Consider the following 14778-nt stretch of genomic DNA (forward strand, 5'->3'; position numbering starts at 1 on the left):
CGCTCACCTCACCAGTACCGGCACCAGCGGCCCGGCCGCGCCACCGGGCGTGCCGCCCGGCGCGCAGGGCGAGGTCGCAATCCCTGCCAGGCCGCGAAACTCCAGCTGGGCCGGGTCGTTGGGGCCGCTGAGTGGATGCAGCATGAACATGCACACGAAGTCGGTCACCTGGGAGGCGCCATTGATCACCGGGACGATCACCAGGCGCCGGCTGGTGCCGTACTGGCGGTGCTCGCCGGCTGCGCCGGGCGTGGCCAATTTCTGGAAGCTGTTCAGGCGGTTGTTGTCGCCGAAGGCGATCAGCGACCCGGTCTTGATGCTGGTGCCGGTGTCGGCCAGCGAGGCGTAGGCGGCGCGCTTGGTGATGTAGTTCTGGGCGCTGGCGTGCGAGCCGGGCGCCGGGGTGCCGGCAAAGGCGTTCTGCGGCACCGCGTTCTTCCAGTTGGCGGCGGTGTAGGAGTAACCGCTCTGGTCGGGATGGTTCAGGGCGGGGGAGTCGCTGTTCTTGTAGACCCCGAAGCGGTAGTTCCACGGCCGGTCCACGCTGGTCTGCGCGCCCGGGGTGCCGAGCGTGTCGCCCAGGCGCGTGCCGCAGTAGCCTCCTTCGGCCAGTTCGGCGGCCGTTTCGCTGGCGCTTTTGCTGCCATCGAGGTTGTACCAGCCCATTTCGCCGGCCGACGCAGCCGCGCCACCCTTGTCGAATACGGTCACCCATTCGCCGACCAGGAAACCGTAGTTGTTCGATGGCGTGCCGCCCGCCTTGGCTTTCATCGCCACCGGGATCGGGCAGGTACTCTGGGCGCTGCCGCGCGTGGCGACCGCACTGGCCAGCACCGCGCGCGTGGACGGATTGGCCGTGCCGTTGCCGGCAAACGTGCCCAGCGCGTGCAGCAGCCACATTCTGATCTCGCTCTGGCGGTGCTCGCACTGGGCGTAGCGCGCGCTGGCGGGGGCGGTGGTGGGCATGTAGCCCTGGTCCCGGAAGCTGATGCCGGTGTCGGGCAACTGGCCCTTGCCGTCCCAGCTCGCCGACTGAAGGTTGACCCGGTTCAGGTTAGCCACGGTGGTGCCGGCCCGGCGCGCCCGCGCCAGTGCGCTCGACTGGCCGTCGAGTTCCTGGGCGGCGGCCAGGGCGCAGCTGTCCATGGCCGTCTGCAGCTCGGTCTTGACGATGAACAGGCGCCCCAGGTCGAAGGCGATGGCGACAAACCCCAGCAGGAAAAACAGCAGGAAGCAGACCGTCAGGATCACCGCGCCGTGCTGGCGCTGGCGAACTGCGTATCGATTGTGCGGGATCATGGTTTTCATCCAAAAAATGACGGGCCGCAGGCAGGCCGCGGTCCGTCGGCTGGTGGGTCAGGCGCAGGCGCCACCGGTCAGGCAGGATTCGACGCGGGCAATGAAGCCGGAGAAGCTGGTACCGGTGAGATTGCGCAGCGCGACCACCAGGATGATCGAGACGACCGCGATGATCAGCGCGTATTCGACCACCTGGGCGCCTTCATCGTCGCGCAGGAAGGAGCGGATGCCGCGGCTGGCGTTGTTGAGCAGGGCGTTCATGGTGTGGACCTTTCAGTTCTGTTATCGGGAAGATTTTTTTTGGTACGCCGGGCATCAGGCGCAGGCGCCGCCGGTCAGGCACGATTCGACGCGGGCGATGAAGCCGGAGAAGCTGGTGCCGGTGAGGTTACGTAGCGCCACCACCAGGATGATCGAGACGACCGCGATGATCAGCGCATACTCGACGACCTGGGCGCCTTCGTCGTCGCGGGCGAAGGATTGGACCGAGTGGCTTATCGATTTCAAAAAAGTGTTCATTTGACGTACCTTTCATGTGAGATGGAGGGACAAACATGCCCGCCCCTGCGGGCGGGGTACTGCTCCGGACGGCGGCCCCATGGCCGCTGCCGGATCCTGCGGCGAGCCTGCCGGCTCACTTGGCGGCGGGGCCGCCGATGTTGATGACGTTGACCACCGGCGGCGGCGCCTTGAAGCTGTCCTGGTAGCGCGTCATGGCGTCGCGCGCGGCCTGGCCGTCGATGCCGGCCACCGGGTCGGGCGTGGCGTCCGCCTGCGGGTTGATGGTCATGGCGCTGCGTGCCTCGCGCACCGCGTCGCCGAAACGCGCGTCGTAGCGGGGGGCCGCGGCGCAGCCGGCCAGCATGGCCAGCACGGGCAGCGCGGCGCGGCAAATGAGTGTGTTCATGGCGCTCTCCTTATTCGGTTTTTGCGGGGGCGGACTTGCCTTCGGTCTTGCCCATGAAAATCCGGTCGGCACGACTGGCCGGCACGTGGTGGTCGGTCGGCGCCGCCAGTTCGCTGGCCGGTTTGACCAGGCGCGGCGTGACGATGAAAATCAGCTCGGTCTGGTCTTTCTGGAACTCGGTCGAGCGAAACAGCGCGCCGAGCACCGGTATGTCGCCCAGGCCGGGGAAGCGGGACAGGGTTTCGGTCACGTTGTTGCGGATCAGGCCGGCGATGGCGAAGCTCTGGCCATCGCCCAGCTGCACCGTGGTGTCGACCCGGCGCGTGGTGATCGACGGCAGCACCGAGGTCACCCCGCTGCTGGTGGTGAAGGGCGAACCGGTCTGCGCCAGCTCCGATACTTCCGATACCAGCTTCAGGTTGATGCGGGCCCCGCCCAGCACTGTCGGCGAGAACTTGAGGCCGACCCCGAATTCCTTCTCTTCCAGGGTGACGGTGGAGCCGCCGCTGTCGCGCGACTGGGCCACCGGAATGAAGATCTTCCCGCCCGACAGGAAGCTGGCCGACTGGCCGCTGATGGCCATGATGTTCGGTTCGGCCAGCACCCGCACCAGGCCATCTTTTTTCTGCGCATCGACCCCGAACAGGGTGGCGCCGCGCGCTCCCGCCGACAGGCGCGCCGCGGCGGCCGAATTGCCGCCCCGGACCGCGGCGTCGGCCACGGCGCCCAGTGCCGCGCCCGAGCCGCCGTGACTGTACTGGCCAACCATCGCCGGCGCGCCGCCCAGGATGCCCGAGATGACGCGCGTGCTCAGGCCGTCGGCCGAGGCCACCATGCGGGCAAAATCGACACCGAACTTGTCGAGCAGGGTCTTGCTGACTTCGGCGATCTTCACTTCCAGCATCACTTGCTGGGGCGAACCGACGCGCAGCAGGTTCAGCACGCGCTTGCCGCCGCCGTAGGCACCGGCCACGCGCAGCGCTTCGTCGAGCTGGCCGGCGTCGCGCACCGTGCCGGTCAGCACGATGGCGTTTTCGGCGCTCTTGACGACGATGCCGGTTTCCTCGGGCATCAGCTCGGCCAGCTTGGCTTGCAGGGTGGCCGGGTCGATCTCCACCACGATGTCGCGCAGGTAGCACACGCCGCTCGCATCCTGCAAGATGAGGCTGGTGGCGCCGGCCTTTTTTCCGAGCAGGAACAGGTCGGTCGGACTGAGCAGCAGTACCTCGATCTCGGCGATGCTGCCCACGTCCGCCGCGTCGCCCGCCGCCGCCGGGGTTGCGGTGCTTGCCTGTTTGGCGTCGCGCTGGCCGCTGGCCACGATGCGGGTTACCGGCGCCGTCAGCGCAATCACCGACGACTTACCGAGCATCACCTGCGCTGCCTTTGCGACGACCACCGACTTGCAGTTTTTCGGCCCGCCTGCGCCCCGCGTTGCTGCTTCCGCTGCTGCCCAGGCCGGCGTGGCAACTATGCCTGCGGTCGCGACGGTCCATGCCGCCATGCGAATGTGCTTGTTCATGATTCAGGTCTCCGTGGCTGTTCAAAAGCAGTTCACTGCCAGCACGCCGTGCTGGATCACTTCCACACAATGGCGGCGGCTGGCGGCCGGCGCGGCCGCGGTCATGGCCGGACGAGGTTTGCGCACCGCCGCCGGGGCGGGCAGGGGCGCCGGCGCTTTCCTGCCGCCGAACAGCTCGTCCTTGGTGATGCCGGTGGTCGCCACGGTCTTCTGGTCGACCTGGTTGCGCAGTACCAGCGACAGGGTGCCGACGCTGCGCGCCAGGTCGAGCTTCTCCGAGTCTTCCAGCGACAGTTCCAGGGTGACGGCGCTGACCACTTTCGGTTTGGTATCGTCGCGGCCCGCTTCCTGCGCCACCGCCAGCACCAGCACCCGTTCGAGGACCGTCTTGCTGATCTGCTTGCCCTCTTCATTGCCCGATTTTTCCTGCTGCGCATTGACCATCACATCGACGTAGTTGCCGGGCAGGGCGAAGCCGGCCACGCCCACCACATCGTTGACGCGCACCGTCATGGCCCGCTTGCCCTCGGCGATGACAGCCGACAAGCCGCCCTTGGTGCCCTGCGGCGCCAGCTTGCCGTCGAGCAGAGGTTCGCCGCGCAGGATGCCGACTTTGGCGATGCGGTCCTGCAGTTCGCCGGCGTTCTTGAAGGCGCCCGGCGGGGTGGCGCTGGCCGGCCAGTCGAGGTTGGTCAGCATTTCGGGGTTGATCTTGCTGCCGGGTTCGATGTCGACCGCCGCCACGACGACTTTGTTCAGGCTCACGCCGCCCTGGCGCGATACCCATCCGGCGGCGTAGACGGCCGCCGCCAGTCCGATGACGAGGGCGAACGCGATCAGCCCGAGTGCCTTGAGGTTTTTCATGGTGATCTCTTTCCGAGGTCAGACGAGGTTGAATTGCTGGGCCACCAGATAGCTCGTGGTGCCGAGCGCGATGCTGATGCCGTAGGCGAGCTTGCCGACCGATTGCATGGCTTCCGGCTGCAGCCGTGGCGTGCCGCTGGCGACGGCGGACCACAGCATGCCGCGCATGGCCGCGCCGGTGTTGGCCAGCATCCGTCCCATCACCCGCTTGCGCAGGCCGAACACGAGGGCGGCGATGCCGGCGGTGATCACGCAAAACAGCAGGGCGTACAGGGTCGCGTTAAAGCCGAGAAAGGCACCGACCATCGCCATCAGCTTGACGTCGCCGGCGCCCATCGTGCCGATCGCGTACATCGGCAGCATCGCGCCGAAACCGAGCAGCATGCCGGCCGGCGCCCAGGTCCAGCCGGCGCGCCAGTCGGGCGGAACGACCGTGTTGTAGACCAGTGCGAACAGGATGCCGCCGCCGGTGATCAGGTTGGGAATGCGGAAGGTGCGGTAGTCGCACACCGCGGCGGCCGCCAGCAGGGCCAGCAGCACGCCGGTACGCGGATCGGTGACCAGCATGCCGAGCAGTTCGAAAAAGAAAGCAGTTTCGTCCATGATTACTCGCCGGTGATGTTGTCGGGTGACCCTGCAAGGCCCGGGGCCGTTTGCGTGATCGATGGAGTGAGTATATTTAGACGGGCTCGGCGGCGAATCGGCGGGATGTCCTTTTCCGGATGGGACGGCGCTCCTGATTTTCAGGCCCGCGCATGGGGCGCACGGACCAGGCAAGGGCAGGGCGGCGTAGTACGAATGTCACGCGCCGCCGTGGCCCAAGGGGTGCTGTTTAAGGTGTAACATTGCAAACTTCGCATTGCGCGAATCGGCTGGGCGCGTCGGCGCCCATTCTTCATTGGAGATAATGCATGGCAATCTTGCGCAGGCTGGCACTCGCCCTGGCGATCACGGCAACAGGGATGGCGGCGGCAATGGCCGAGGACGTCAAGTGCGATCTCTGCGAGGAGTGGAACCAGCCGCAGCAGCCGTTCCGGATCGTCGGCAACACCTATTATGTCGGCCCGCGCGGCTTGTCGGCGGTGCTGGTGACCGGTGACCAGGGCCACATCCTGCTCGACGGTGCGCTGCCCCAGTCGGCACCGCTGATCATGCGCAACATCGCTGTGCTCGGCTTTCGCATCGAGGATGTGAAGCTGATCGTCAACTCCCATGCGCACGGCGACCATGCGGGCGGCATTGCGCAATTGCAGCGCGCCAGTGGTGCCACCGTGGCCGCGAGCGTACTGGCGGCGCGGGCGCTGCGCGCCGGCCTGGTCGGGCCGGACGATCCCCAGTACAAGGCCAACAACCCGGACCGTTTTCCGAAGGTGGCGCAGGTGACCGAGGTGGCCGATGGTGGCGTCCTGCGCGTGGGAGCGCTGGCCGTCACGGCCCACCTCACCCCCGGCCATACCACCGGCGGCACCACGTGGTCGTGGCAATCGTGCGAGAACGGGCGCTGCTTCAATGTGGTGTACGCCGACAGCTTGAACCCGATGTCGCAGGATGGGTTCCGCTTTCTGGGCAACGCCACCGAACCCGACCGCTCGGCATCGTTCCAGGCCAGCATCGACAAGATCGCCGCACTCAAGTGCGATGTGATGATCGCCGTGCATCCAGGTTTTTCGAACCTCCTGGAAAAGCATGCGGCGCGCACCAGCGGCAGCAACCCCTTCATCGTGCCGGGCGAGTGCCGCACGTACGCGGCCAGTGCGCATCAACGGCTGGCCAAACGCATCAAGAGCGAAGCTTCGCAGTGACGCCACTGTCATGATCGCGCGCATCGTCTTCGTCGCGCTTCATCTGCTGCTCGTCGTCGGCCTGACCTTTGCCTGTGCCGATGGCGCCAGCGGATCGTCGTGGCGGCGCGCGCTGCTGATCCTTCCCGCGCTGGCCAGTCTGGCGCCGCTGCCGTTTGCGGTGCTGGCGGACGTGAAGCGCAATGCGAAGACGGCGAGGACGCTGCTGCTCAGCGTCATGCTATCGCTTCCCGTGAGCGTCATTCTTTTACTCCTGCTACTCGTCTTCAGGCGCCTCGACAATGCTGGGTGGCATTGAGCAAGCGCCTGCGTCGACGCCGGTAATTTTCCCTTGGCGATATTCTTCAAGCCCGTGCGTCCGGCCATGACGGTAGCGTGCAGTGCGCCTCAAGTGGCTCGTTGAGCTGGCACATTGGACGCCGCATCCGCGTACTTACCATGACTGAAAGCCTCGCGCCGATCGTTACGGCGAACTACATGAGGCCGATATGAAACTCTTTCAATAGCAACGAACAGAGGAACTTGTCATGGCCAAGAGTCCAGTAACATCATTTCCCACAGCGGCAACAGCGGTTCCCGTTGCAGATAATTCAATGCATCGAGAACGCCAGCCTGATGCCCTCCAGGGTAACTCGGGAGGATGGGCCGCCGACTGGTTCCTGATTCCCGGCCCAACCGTGTTCGAACACAACGCGCAACGGATCGCTGCCGTGGCGCGGGCACCGGGCATCCTGGACCTGTTCGTCATCGGTTTCGATAACCGTGTGTGGTCCACATTCTGGACCGAGGGCACCGGATGGAACGCCGACTGGTTCCCGCTCCCCGGCGCGGCCAGGTTCGACCACAGACATCAACAGGTCACCGCACTGTCGCGGGCGCCGGGCATCCTGGATCTGTTCGTCATCGGATACGACAACCATGTCTGGTCCACCTACTGGACCGAGGCCTCGGGGTGGAGCAGCGAGTGGTTCCGGCTTCCCGGCGCAGCAGTCTTCGATCACCAGACGCAACAGGTCGCTGCCGTCGCGCGGGCGCCGGGCATCCTGGACCTGTTCGTCGTCGGATTCGATGACCGCGTCTGGTCCACGTACTGGACTGAAGCCTCGGGATGGAATAACGACTGGTTCCGGCTTCCTGGCAGGGCGACCTTCAACCACAACACGCAACAGGTGGCGGCGCTGGCGCGCACTCCGGGTAATCTCGATCTGTTCATCATTGGATTCGACAATAGTGTCTGGTCCACTTACTGGAGCGACGCAACAGGCTGGAGCAGCGATTGGTTCCCGCTTCCTGGCGCGACCAGGTTCGATCACGCCAAACAGCGGGTCGCTGCCGTTGCGCGGGCGCCGGGCATCCTGGATCTGTTCGTCATCGGATTCGATAATCATGTCTGGTCCACGTACTGGACCGATGCCACCGGATGGAGCCGCGACTGGTTCCGGCTTCCCGGCGGGACGAGCTTCGATCATGGCACGCAACACGTGACGGCGCTTGCGCGGGCCCCGGGTAACCTGGATCTGTTTCTCATCGGCTTCGACAATCGGGTCTGGTCCACCTACTGGAGCGATGCCACGGGGTGGAGCAGCGACTGGTTCCAGCTTCCGGGCGGGACGACGTTCGACCATGCCAGGCAGCAGATCGCCGCGGTTGCGCGCACCAGCGGCATTCTGGATCTGTTCGCCATCGGATACGATAACCGTGTCAGGAGTACGTACTGGAGCGCCGGGTGAGGCCGCGCGCGGCGACGCCGGCGCCGTCTCGAGCCTGGCGTCGCATTGCCTGGCGGCGATCATGAATAGCGCGATTGCCGGGTTACGTCACGCGCCGTGGGGCTCCGGCGCGCCGGTTCGGGCCTCCAGCAGGAAGTCCACGAACGCGCGTACTTTCAGTGACAAGTGCCGGCCGTGAGGATACATCACGGAGAACGGGCGCGAGCAGCCTCCATGCGCGGACAATACTTCGACCAGCGACTTGTTGCGCAACTGTTCTTCGATCGTAAATCGATATGCCTGGAACAGGCCCGCGCCGCTGCGCGCCAATGTCACCCCGGCGAGTATGTCTTCGTACAAGCAATAACTGCCGGTCGCCGCCACCTCGATTAACTTTCCTTTTTCGTGAAACAGCCAGGGAATCGGGCGGCCAGTACTGGGCAACACAAAGTTAATGCAGTCGTGCTGCGCAAGGGAGGCGATTGAATCCGGCATGCCGGCCCGGGCGAGATAGCCGGGCGCGGCCACAACGACCAGCTCCGCATCTTCCAGCTTGCGGGCGACAAAGCTCGAATCGGCAGGTTCGCGCGCACGGATCGCGAGGTCATAGCCTTCATCGACAAAATCGATATTGCGGTTGCTGACATGAACATCGACCCGCACCTCCGGATGCAGTGCGCGAAACCGCGGCAGTAGCGGCAGCACGCGATGGTGGCCGTAGGTTGTCGGCACGCTGATCCGCAGCACGCCGGAAGGCATGCTTTGCAGGCCAGTCAGCGCACGTTCGGCATCGATCAGTTGGGTGAGCGCCTGCCGGCATTGCTCGAAATAGCGGCGCCCGTCGTCCGTCAAGCTCACTTGCCGCGTGGTGCGCACAAACAGCCGCGCGCCAAGCCGCGCCTCGAGCCGCGATACCGAACGGCTCACCGCAGCGGGCGTCACGCCAACCGCATTGGCGGCGGCGGTAAAACTGCCGGATTCGGCAGCGGCGCAGAACAGCTCGATGCTGCCTACCAAAACATCCTCGAAATGGCGTCTCATTTGGTTGTTTTATTCATTACATGATGTATCAAATGAATTGCGTGAATGTGGATTTATCTCTGAAAAGAACATCAATAGACTACACCATATTGCAGTTCATGCAATCAGCCGCTTTCGGCGTCATTGAAGCCAACCTCATCGGAGAACAACCATGAAACTCTATTATTCGCCCGGCGCCTGCTCGCTCGCGCCACATATCCTGCTGTGCGAAGCAAAACTGCCGCATACGCTCATCAGGGTCGACACCAGCACGCACCTGACCGAAGACGGGACCGATTTTTACACCATCAATCCGAAAGGCCATGTGCCGGTTCTCGAACTCGATGATGGCCAGCGACTGTCCGAAGGACCGATCATTGCGCAATTCATTGCAGACCATGCTCGCCGCGACGATTTGATGCCCGCCGCCGGATCGATGGCGCGCTATCGGGTGATGGAGTGGCAGAACTACATCACGTCCGAGCTGCACAAGTCGTTCAGTCCGTTGTTCAATCCGGCAGTGGACGTGGCGGCCAAGGCAGTCTTCGGCGCAATCCTGAGCAAGAAATTCGCCTGGGTGTCAGATCAATTACGTGGCAAGCCCTACCTGACCGGTGACAGCTTTACCGCCGCCGACGCCTACCTCTTCACGGTCGCGGGCTGGGCCAACTACGTCAATCTCGATTTGTCGGACTTCGAGCATGTGCAGGCATTCCTCAAACGCGTTGCATCGCGCGCGGCTGTGCAGGAAGCGATGAAGGCAGAAGGTTTGCAGAACTCGAAATGAACAAAACAGTCCTCCAGCCAAACATCGGGAATCTGAACCATGTGGAAAAATACTGAAGTAGCGCGCCGCCTTGGCTTGGCCGCGCCGATCATCCAGGGGCCGTTCGGCGGCGGTATTTCGTCGGTCGACCTGGTCGTGGCGGTTTGCGAAAGCGGCGGCCTTGGTTCATTCGGCGTCCATCATCTTGATGCAAGCGGCATCCGCGATGTCGCGAGCCTGATCCGGGCACGCACATCGGGTCCGTTCGCATTGAACTTATGGATCCCGCTGGACGACGCCGACGAGCCGCGGATTGATGACGCGGCATTCGCACGCAATACGGCATTGTTGCAGCCATACTTCACGGAGCTCGGGCTGCCAATACCGCAACGGCCGAAGCGGTTCGCTCCGCCTTACGCCGAGCAAATCGAGGCAGTGCTTGAAGCACGTCCGGCGGTGTTCAGCTTTGTGTTCGGGATACCGTCGCCGGGTGTGCTCGAGCGCTGCCGCGCGCTTGGCATCGTGACCCTTGGCGCCGCGACCACGGTCGACGAGGCGATCGCGCTGGAACAAGCCGGCGTCGACATGATCGTCGCCACCGGTTGCGAGGCCGGCGGGCACCGCGTGTCCTTTCTGCGCGGCGCCGAAGAGTCGCTTACGGGCACCTTTTCGCTCATACCGCAGGTGGCCGATGCCGTTCGCATTCCGCTGATCGCCGCAGGCGGCATCGCTGACGCACGCGGTATCGCAGCCGCGCTGGCGCTGGGCGCCCAGGGCGTGCAGATCGGCACGGCGTTTCTCGCATGCGAAGAATCGCATGCCGACGCGACCCATCGCAAGATGCTTTTCAGCCCGGACGCGCGCTACACGGGGTTGACGCGGGTATTCAGCGGCAGGCTGGCGCGCGGCATCCGCAACCGGCTGATGAGCGAATTGCAGCCGCACGCCGCGCAAATACCGCAATACCCGGTACAGAACTGGTTTACCGGAATAATGAAAAAAGCCGCCGGTGCACGGGAGCGTTCCGACCTGATGTCGCTATGGTGCGGACAGTCGGCCCCACTGCTCACGCATCGCGATGCACGCTCGCTGATGGCCGCCCTGGTGGAGGAAACGTCGGTGATCAGCAGGCGAATGGGTGGCGATTCTTCCTGAACGCGGAAATGTGCTTTCTTATTACTACACAAGTGTATAATAAGTCGCATGAACCGCCCTTCCCAAAAAATCGATGCCCAGCTGATCGCCTCCGGCATGGTCTTGCTGCCCCAGACCGGCTGTGCCGGCCTGTCGGTGCGCAAACTGGTCGAACACGCCGGGGTCAACCTCGGCATGTTCCACTACCACTTCAAGAACAAGGATAACTTCCTGCGCGTGCTGCTGCAGCACATGTACGAGGAAATGTTCGCCGCCCTCACGCTCCGGGCGCAAGCGTCGCGCAGCGGTGCGCAAAATCTCGATGGCGCCCTGCGCGTGCTGGCCGGTTTTGCCTGCAAGCACCGCCACCTGCTGCTGATGCTGCTGTCGGAAGCGAGCCGCGGCGAGGCGCTGCCGGTGTCGTTCCTGCGCGAGAACCTGCCGCGCCACATCACGGTGCTGGCCCGGCTGCTGCGCCAGGGCCAGGCCGAGGGCGACATCATCGACGCCCCGGCCATGCAACTGCTGCCGTTCATGCTCGGTGCGATCGCCGGCCCCGTGCTTGCCGGCGGCGCGCTCGAACGCCTGCCCGCAGCGCCGCCCGAACTGGCGGCGCTGGCGCAGCAGGCGCTGTTGTCGGAAGCTGCCATCGCCCTGCGCATCGACCTGGCCATGCGCGCCATTCTCATCGCTTCCAAGGAGCCTGCGCCGTCATGAACCTGTCCCAGCTCGCGCGCGTCTGCGCCGCGGCCTTGCCACTCACCCTGTGCGCGGCCTGCGGGCCGGCGCGCGACGATGCATTTCCCGGCTACGCCGAAGGCGACTATGTGCGCCTGTCGGCTCCCCTGGCCGGCACATTGACCGCGGTGCAGCTGCGCCGCGGCGATCAGGTCAAGGCCGGCGCGCCTGCCTACGTGCTGGAACAGGCCAGCGAAACGGCGGCGCGCCAGGAAGCGCAAAGCCGGGTAGGCCGGGCCGAGGCCCTGCTGGCCGACTTGCGCAAGGGCGCGCGCAGCGATGAAGTGGCGGCCCTGGTCGCCGCGCTGCGCGAAGCCGAAGCGGCGCTGGCGCTGTCGCAGGCGAACCTGGAACGCGAACGCAAGCTGGTGGCCGACAAATTCATCTCGCGCGCCCGGCTCGACCAGTCGACGGCGGCGCTGGCGGCCGACCGCGCCCGCGTGGAACAGGCGCGCGCCCGCCTGCGCAGCGCCGGTACCAGCGCCAGGAGCGACCAGGTCGCGGCGGCGGAAAAGGAAGTCGAGGCCGCGCGCGCCCAGCTGGCGCAGGCACAGTGGAAGGTCGACCAGAAAGCCCAGGCCACGCCGGTAGGCGGCATGGTCAGCGATGTGGCCTACCGCGCCGGCGAATGGGTGCCGGCCGGCGCGGCTATCGTTACACTGCTGCCGCCGGCGAACATCAAGGCCCGCTTCTTCATTCCCGAAACAGAGCTGGGCAAGATCCGGATAGGGCAGGGCGCCGTCATCGCCTGCGACGGCTGCGCGCAGCCGGTGAAGGCGCGCATCACCTTCATTTCGCCCGAGGCGGAGTTCACCTCGCCGCTCATCTACAGCAAGGAAAACCGCGCCTCGTTGGTGTTCATGGTGGAAGCGACGCCCGAGCCGGGACAGGCGGTGCTGCATCCCGGCCAGCCGCTGACGGTGCGCACGGAGCCGCGGCCGTGATCTCGTCCGTGATCTCGCCGGCCATCGTCATCGATGTGCAAGGCCTGACCAAATCGTATGGCGGACGCATGGTGGTCGACCATGTCGACATCCGCGTCGAGCGTGGCCGCATCTATGGCTTCCTGGGCCCGAACGGCAGCGGCAAGACCACCACCATCCGCATGCTGTGCGGCCTGCTCACCCCCGACCAAGGGCAGGGGCGCTGCCTCGGCTACGACATCCGCACCGAGGCGCGCGAGATCAAGAAGCAGGTCGGCTACATGACGCAAAAATTCGGCCTGTACGACGACTTGAGCATCGAAGAAAACCTCGACTTCGTCGCCCGCGTCTACCAGGTCGCCGGACGCCGCCAGCGCATCGCCGACACGCTCGACCGGCTTGGCCTGGCCAGCCGCCGCGCGCAGCTGGCCGGTTCGCTCTCGGGCGGATGGAAGCAGCGGCTGGCGCTGGCTGCCTGCCTGATCCACGACCCGCAACTGCTGCTGCTCGACGAACCGACGGCCGGCGTCGACCCGTCCGCGCGGCGCGAATTCTGGGACCAGATCCACGACCTCGCCGCCGCCGGCATGACGGTGCTGGTGTCGACCCACTACATGGACGAAGCGGAGCGCTGCCACCAGCTGGCCTACATCGCCTACGGCAAGCTGCTCGCGCGCGGCAGCGTGGCCGAGGTGATCGCCGGCGCCGGGCTGCACACCTGGTCGCTCTCCGGGGCGGATCTGCAGCGCGCCGCCCACAGCCTGCGCGGCGCGCCGGGCATCCGCACCGTCGCGCCGTTCGGCATGGCCCTGCATGTGAGCGCCGACTCCGCCGATGCGTTCGCGCAGGCGCTGGCGCAGCCGGCCCTGGCAGCGCTCACGGCCACGCCGATCGAGACCAGCCTGGAAGACGTCTTCATCGCGCTGATGCAGGACGCGCAGGATAACTTTGGCGGAGCGGCGTCATGAACTGGCGACGCATGCTGGCGGTGCTGCTCAAGGAATTGCGCCAGGTGGGGCGCGACCGGCTCACTTTCGGCATGATGGTCGGCATTCCGATCATGCAGCTGATCCTGTTCGGCTTTGCCATCAACGGCGACGTGCGGCACTTGCCGCTGGCCGTGGCCGACCTTGACCGCAGCGTGTTCTCGCGGCGCCTGGTGGCTGCGCTGGAGACGTCGCAGTACTTCCGCACCGTGCGCCACGTCAAAGGCCCGGCCGAGGGCGACGCGCTGCTGGCACGCGGCGAGGTGCAGTTCGTGCTGGTGGTGCCGGGCGACTTCTCGCGCAAGCTGGTGCGCGGCGAGCGGCCCGCGATCCTGCTGGCGGCCGACGCCACCGATCCGGCGGCCACCGGCAACGCGCTGGCGTCGGTCAATGCGATTGCGGCGCGCGCCATCGGCTCGGAGCTGCGCGGGCCGCTGGCGCGGCTGCGTCCGGGCGAGGCGCCGTACGAAATCCGCAGCCAGCGCCGCTACAATCCGGAGGGACTGACCCGCTACAACATCGTGCCCGGGCTGATGGGCGTGATACTGACCATGACAATGGTGATGATGACCGCGCTGGCCATGACGCGCGAGCGCGAACGCGGCACCATGGAAAACCTGCTGGCCACGCCGGTCTCGCCGCTCGAGGTCATGATCGGGAAAATCGTGCCGTATATTCTGATCGGTTACATCCAGGTGGGCGTGATTTTACTGGCCTCATGGCTGGTGTTCGATGTGCCGATGGTGGGCAGTTTGCTGCTGTTATCGAGCGCGCTGGTGCTGTTCATCGCCGCCAACCTGGCGATCGGCTTCACGTTTTCGACCATCGCCCGCAACCAGATGCAGGCCATGCAGCTGACCTTCTTTTTCTTCCTGCCGTCGATGCTGCTGACCGGTTTCATGTTCCCCTTCCGTGGCATGCCGGGATGGGCGCAGGCGATCGGGGAAGTGCTGCCGCTGACGCATTTTTTGCGCATCACGCGCGGCATCATGTTGAAGGGGAACGGGCTGGCCGAAGTGCTGCCGCATGCATGGCCGATTGCGCTGGCGATAGCAGTCGCCGGCACGGTCGCCATGCTGCGGTACCGGCAGACCCTCGATTGAAGCGG

17 protein-coding genes are annotated in these 14778 nt (G+C 65.5%); 9 read left to right on the top strand and 8 right to left on the bottom strand.

Features of this window, described 5'->3' with window-relative positions; translation table 11 throughout:
* Positions 1 to 3: 3 nt before the first annotated feature.
* The 7 genes from RBA40_RS06375 to RBA40_RS06405 form a co-directional block, all read right to left on the bottom strand.
* On the bottom strand, positions 4 to 1299 hold the full coding sequence (locus RBA40_RS06375) for a pilus assembly protein TadG-related protein (RefSeq protein WP_306646869.1): 1296 nt from the start codon (positions 1297 to 1299) through the stop codon (positions 4 to 6).
* Between the two features lie 57 nt (positions 1300 to 1356).
* Positions 1357 to 1560, bottom strand: coding sequence for a Flp family type IVb pilin (locus tag RBA40_RS06380; RefSeq protein ID WP_306646871.1), 204 nt, complete (start codon positions 1558 to 1560; stop codon positions 1357 to 1359).
* A 54-nt stretch (positions 1561 to 1614) separates the two neighbouring features.
* The gene (locus RBA40_RS06385; RefSeq protein WP_306646873.1) at positions 1615 to 1818 is read right to left on the bottom strand and encodes a Flp family type IVb pilin; all 204 of its coding nucleotides are present in this window, start codon (positions 1816 to 1818) and stop codon (positions 1615 to 1617) included.
* Positions 1819 to 1933: 115 nt separating this feature from the next.
* The gene (locus tag RBA40_RS06390) at positions 1934 to 2206 is read right to left on the bottom strand and encodes a hypothetical protein (RefSeq protein ID WP_306646875.1); all 273 of its coding nucleotides are present in this window, start codon (positions 2204 to 2206) and stop codon (positions 1934 to 1936) included.
* Between the two features lie 10 nt (positions 2207 to 2216).
* Positions 2217 to 3728, bottom strand: a complete 1512-nt coding sequence (locus tag RBA40_RS06395) for a type II and III secretion system protein family protein (RefSeq protein WP_306646877.1) — start codon at positions 3726 to 3728, stop codon at positions 2217 to 2219.
* A 21-nt stretch (positions 3729 to 3749) separates the two neighbouring features.
* Entirely contained in the window at positions 3750 to 4592 is an 843-nt protein-coding gene (cpaB, locus tag RBA40_RS06400; protein WP_306646879.1) for a Flp pilus assembly protein CpaB, read from the bottom strand.
* An 18-nt stretch (positions 4593 to 4610) separates the two neighbouring features.
* On the bottom strand, positions 4611 to 5195 hold the full coding sequence (locus tag RBA40_RS06405; RefSeq protein WP_306646881.1) for an A24 family peptidase: 585 nt from the start codon (positions 5193 to 5195) through the stop codon (positions 4611 to 4613).
* 308 nt (positions 5196 to 5503) lie between these two features.
* Between RBA40_RS06405 and bla the strand changes: the two genes are divergently transcribed.
* The 3 genes from bla (at position 5504) to RBA40_RS06420 (ending at position 8124) form a co-directional block, all read left to right on the top strand.
* Positions 5504 to 6394, top strand: coding sequence for a subclass B3 metallo-beta-lactamase (gene bla / locus RBA40_RS06410; protein ID WP_306646883.1), 891 nt, complete (start codon positions 5504 to 5506; stop codon positions 6392 to 6394).
* Positions 6395 to 6404: 10 nt separating this feature from the next.
* Complete coding sequence (locus RBA40_RS06415) at positions 6405 to 6692, top strand: hypothetical protein (protein ID WP_306646885.1); 288 nt, start codon at positions 6405 to 6407, stop codon at positions 6690 to 6692.
* Positions 6693 to 6921: 229 nt separating this feature from the next.
* A complete protein-coding gene (locus RBA40_RS06420) occupies positions 6922 to 8124 on the top strand; it encodes a CV39L family lectin (RefSeq protein WP_306646887.1) in 1203 nt (400 codons plus the stop codon).
* An 87-nt stretch (positions 8125 to 8211) separates the two neighbouring features.
* Here RBA40_RS06420 and RBA40_RS06425 read toward each other — a convergent pair whose 3' ends face one another.
* Positions 8212 to 9144, bottom strand: a complete 933-nt coding sequence (locus RBA40_RS06425) for a LysR family transcriptional regulator (RefSeq protein ID WP_306646888.1) — start codon at positions 9142 to 9144, stop codon at positions 8212 to 8214.
* Between the two features lie 151 nt (positions 9145 to 9295).
* Between RBA40_RS06425 and gstA the strand changes: the two genes are divergently transcribed.
* From gstA to RBA40_RS06455, 6 genes are all read left to right on the top strand, one after another.
* Positions 9296 to 9910 carry a glutathione transferase GstA gene (gene gstA, locus RBA40_RS06430; protein ID WP_306646889.1) on the top strand — a complete coding sequence of 205 codons (615 nt, stop codon included), beginning with the start codon at positions 9296 to 9298 and terminating at the stop codon, positions 9908 to 9910.
* Between the two features lie 39 nt (positions 9911 to 9949).
* Positions 9950 to 11044: an NAD(P)H-dependent flavin oxidoreductase gene (locus tag RBA40_RS06435; protein ID WP_306646891.1), complete on the top strand. Its 1095-nt coding sequence runs from the start codon at positions 9950 to 9952 to the stop codon at positions 11042 to 11044.
* A gap of 48 nt (positions 11045 to 11092) precedes the next feature.
* Entirely contained in the window at positions 11093 to 11740 is a 648-nt protein-coding gene (locus RBA40_RS06440; protein WP_306646893.1) for a TetR/AcrR family transcriptional regulator, read from the top strand.
* On the top strand, positions 11737 to 12705 hold the full coding sequence (locus RBA40_RS06445; RefSeq protein WP_306646895.1) for an HlyD family secretion protein: 969 nt from the start codon (positions 11737 to 11739) through the stop codon (positions 12703 to 12705). The genes RBA40_RS06440 and RBA40_RS06445 overlap by 4 nt, the downstream gene beginning before the upstream one ends.
* Before the next feature lie 68 nt (positions 12706 to 12773).
* A complete protein-coding gene (locus tag RBA40_RS06450) occupies positions 12774 to 13652 on the top strand; it encodes an ABC transporter ATP-binding protein (RefSeq protein WP_306647138.1) in 879 nt (292 codons plus the stop codon).
* Positions 13649 to 14773 (top strand): ABC transporter permease, encoded by a 1125-nt coding sequence (locus RBA40_RS06455; protein WP_306646896.1) that lies wholly within the window; start codon positions 13649 to 13651, stop codon positions 14771 to 14773. The genes RBA40_RS06450 and RBA40_RS06455 overlap by 4 nt, the downstream gene beginning before the upstream one ends.
* Positions 14774 to 14778: the final 5 nt, after the last annotated feature.

This window comes from Massilia pseudoviolaceinigra, assembly GCF_030846505.1.
GTDB classification, from domain to species: domain Bacteria; phylum Pseudomonadota; class Gammaproteobacteria; order Burkholderiales; family Burkholderiaceae_D; genus Telluria_A; species Telluria_A violaceinigra.

Coding starts and splice junctions, on each gene's coding strand:
- RBA40_RS06375 (WP_306646869.1), bottom strand. CDS start 1,299: ATGATCCCGCACAATCGATACGCAGTTCGCCAGCGCCAGCACGGCGCG.
- RBA40_RS06380 (WP_306646871.1), bottom strand. CDS start 1,560: ATGAACGCCCTGCTCAACAACGCCAGCCGCGGCATCCGCTCCTTCCTG.
- RBA40_RS06385 (WP_306646873.1), bottom strand. CDS start 1,818: ATGAACACTTTTTTGAAATCGATAAGCCACTCGGTCCAATCCTTCGCC.
- RBA40_RS06390 (WP_306646875.1), bottom strand. CDS start 2,206: ATGAACACACTCATTTGCCGCGCCGCGCTGCCCGTGCTGGCCATGCTG.
- RBA40_RS06395 (WP_306646877.1), bottom strand. CDS start 3,728: ATGAACAAGCACATTCGCATGGCGGCATGGACCGTCGCGACCGCAGGC.
- cpaB (WP_306646879.1), bottom strand. CDS start 4,592: ATGAAAAACCTCAAGGCACTCGGGCTGATCGCGTTCGCCCTCGTCATC.
- RBA40_RS06405 (WP_306646881.1), bottom strand. CDS start 5,195: ATGGACGAAACTGCTTTCTTTTTCGAACTGCTCGGCATGCTGGTCACC.
- bla (WP_306646883.1), top strand. CDS start 5,504: ATGGCAATCTTGCGCAGGCTGGCACTCGCCCTGGCGATCACGGCAACA.
- RBA40_RS06415 (WP_306646885.1), top strand. CDS start 6,405: ATGATCGCGCGCATCGTCTTCGTCGCGCTTCATCTGCTGCTCGTCGTC.
- RBA40_RS06420 (WP_306646887.1), top strand. CDS start 6,922: ATGGCCAAGAGTCCAGTAACATCATTTCCCACAGCGGCAACAGCGGTT.
- RBA40_RS06425 (WP_306646888.1), bottom strand. CDS start 9,144: ATGAGACGCCATTTCGAGGATGTTTTGGTAGGCAGCATCGAGCTGTTC.
- gstA (WP_306646889.1), top strand. CDS start 9,296: ATGAAACTCTATTATTCGCCCGGCGCCTGCTCGCTCGCGCCACATATC.
- RBA40_RS06435 (WP_306646891.1), top strand. CDS start 9,950: ATGTGGAAAAATACTGAAGTAGCGCGCCGCCTTGGCTTGGCCGCGCCG.
- RBA40_RS06440 (WP_306646893.1), top strand. CDS start 11,093: ATGAACCGCCCTTCCCAAAAAATCGATGCCCAGCTGATCGCCTCCGGC.
- RBA40_RS06445 (WP_306646895.1), top strand. CDS start 11,737: ATGAACCTGTCCCAGCTCGCGCGCGTCTGCGCCGCGGCCTTGCCACTC.
- RBA40_RS06450 (WP_306647138.1), top strand. CDS start 12,774: ATGGTGGTCGACCATGTCGACATCCGCGTCGAGCGTGGCCGCATCTAT.
- RBA40_RS06455 (WP_306646896.1), top strand. CDS start 13,649: ATGAACTGGCGACGCATGCTGGCGGTGCTGCTCAAGGAATTGCGCCAG.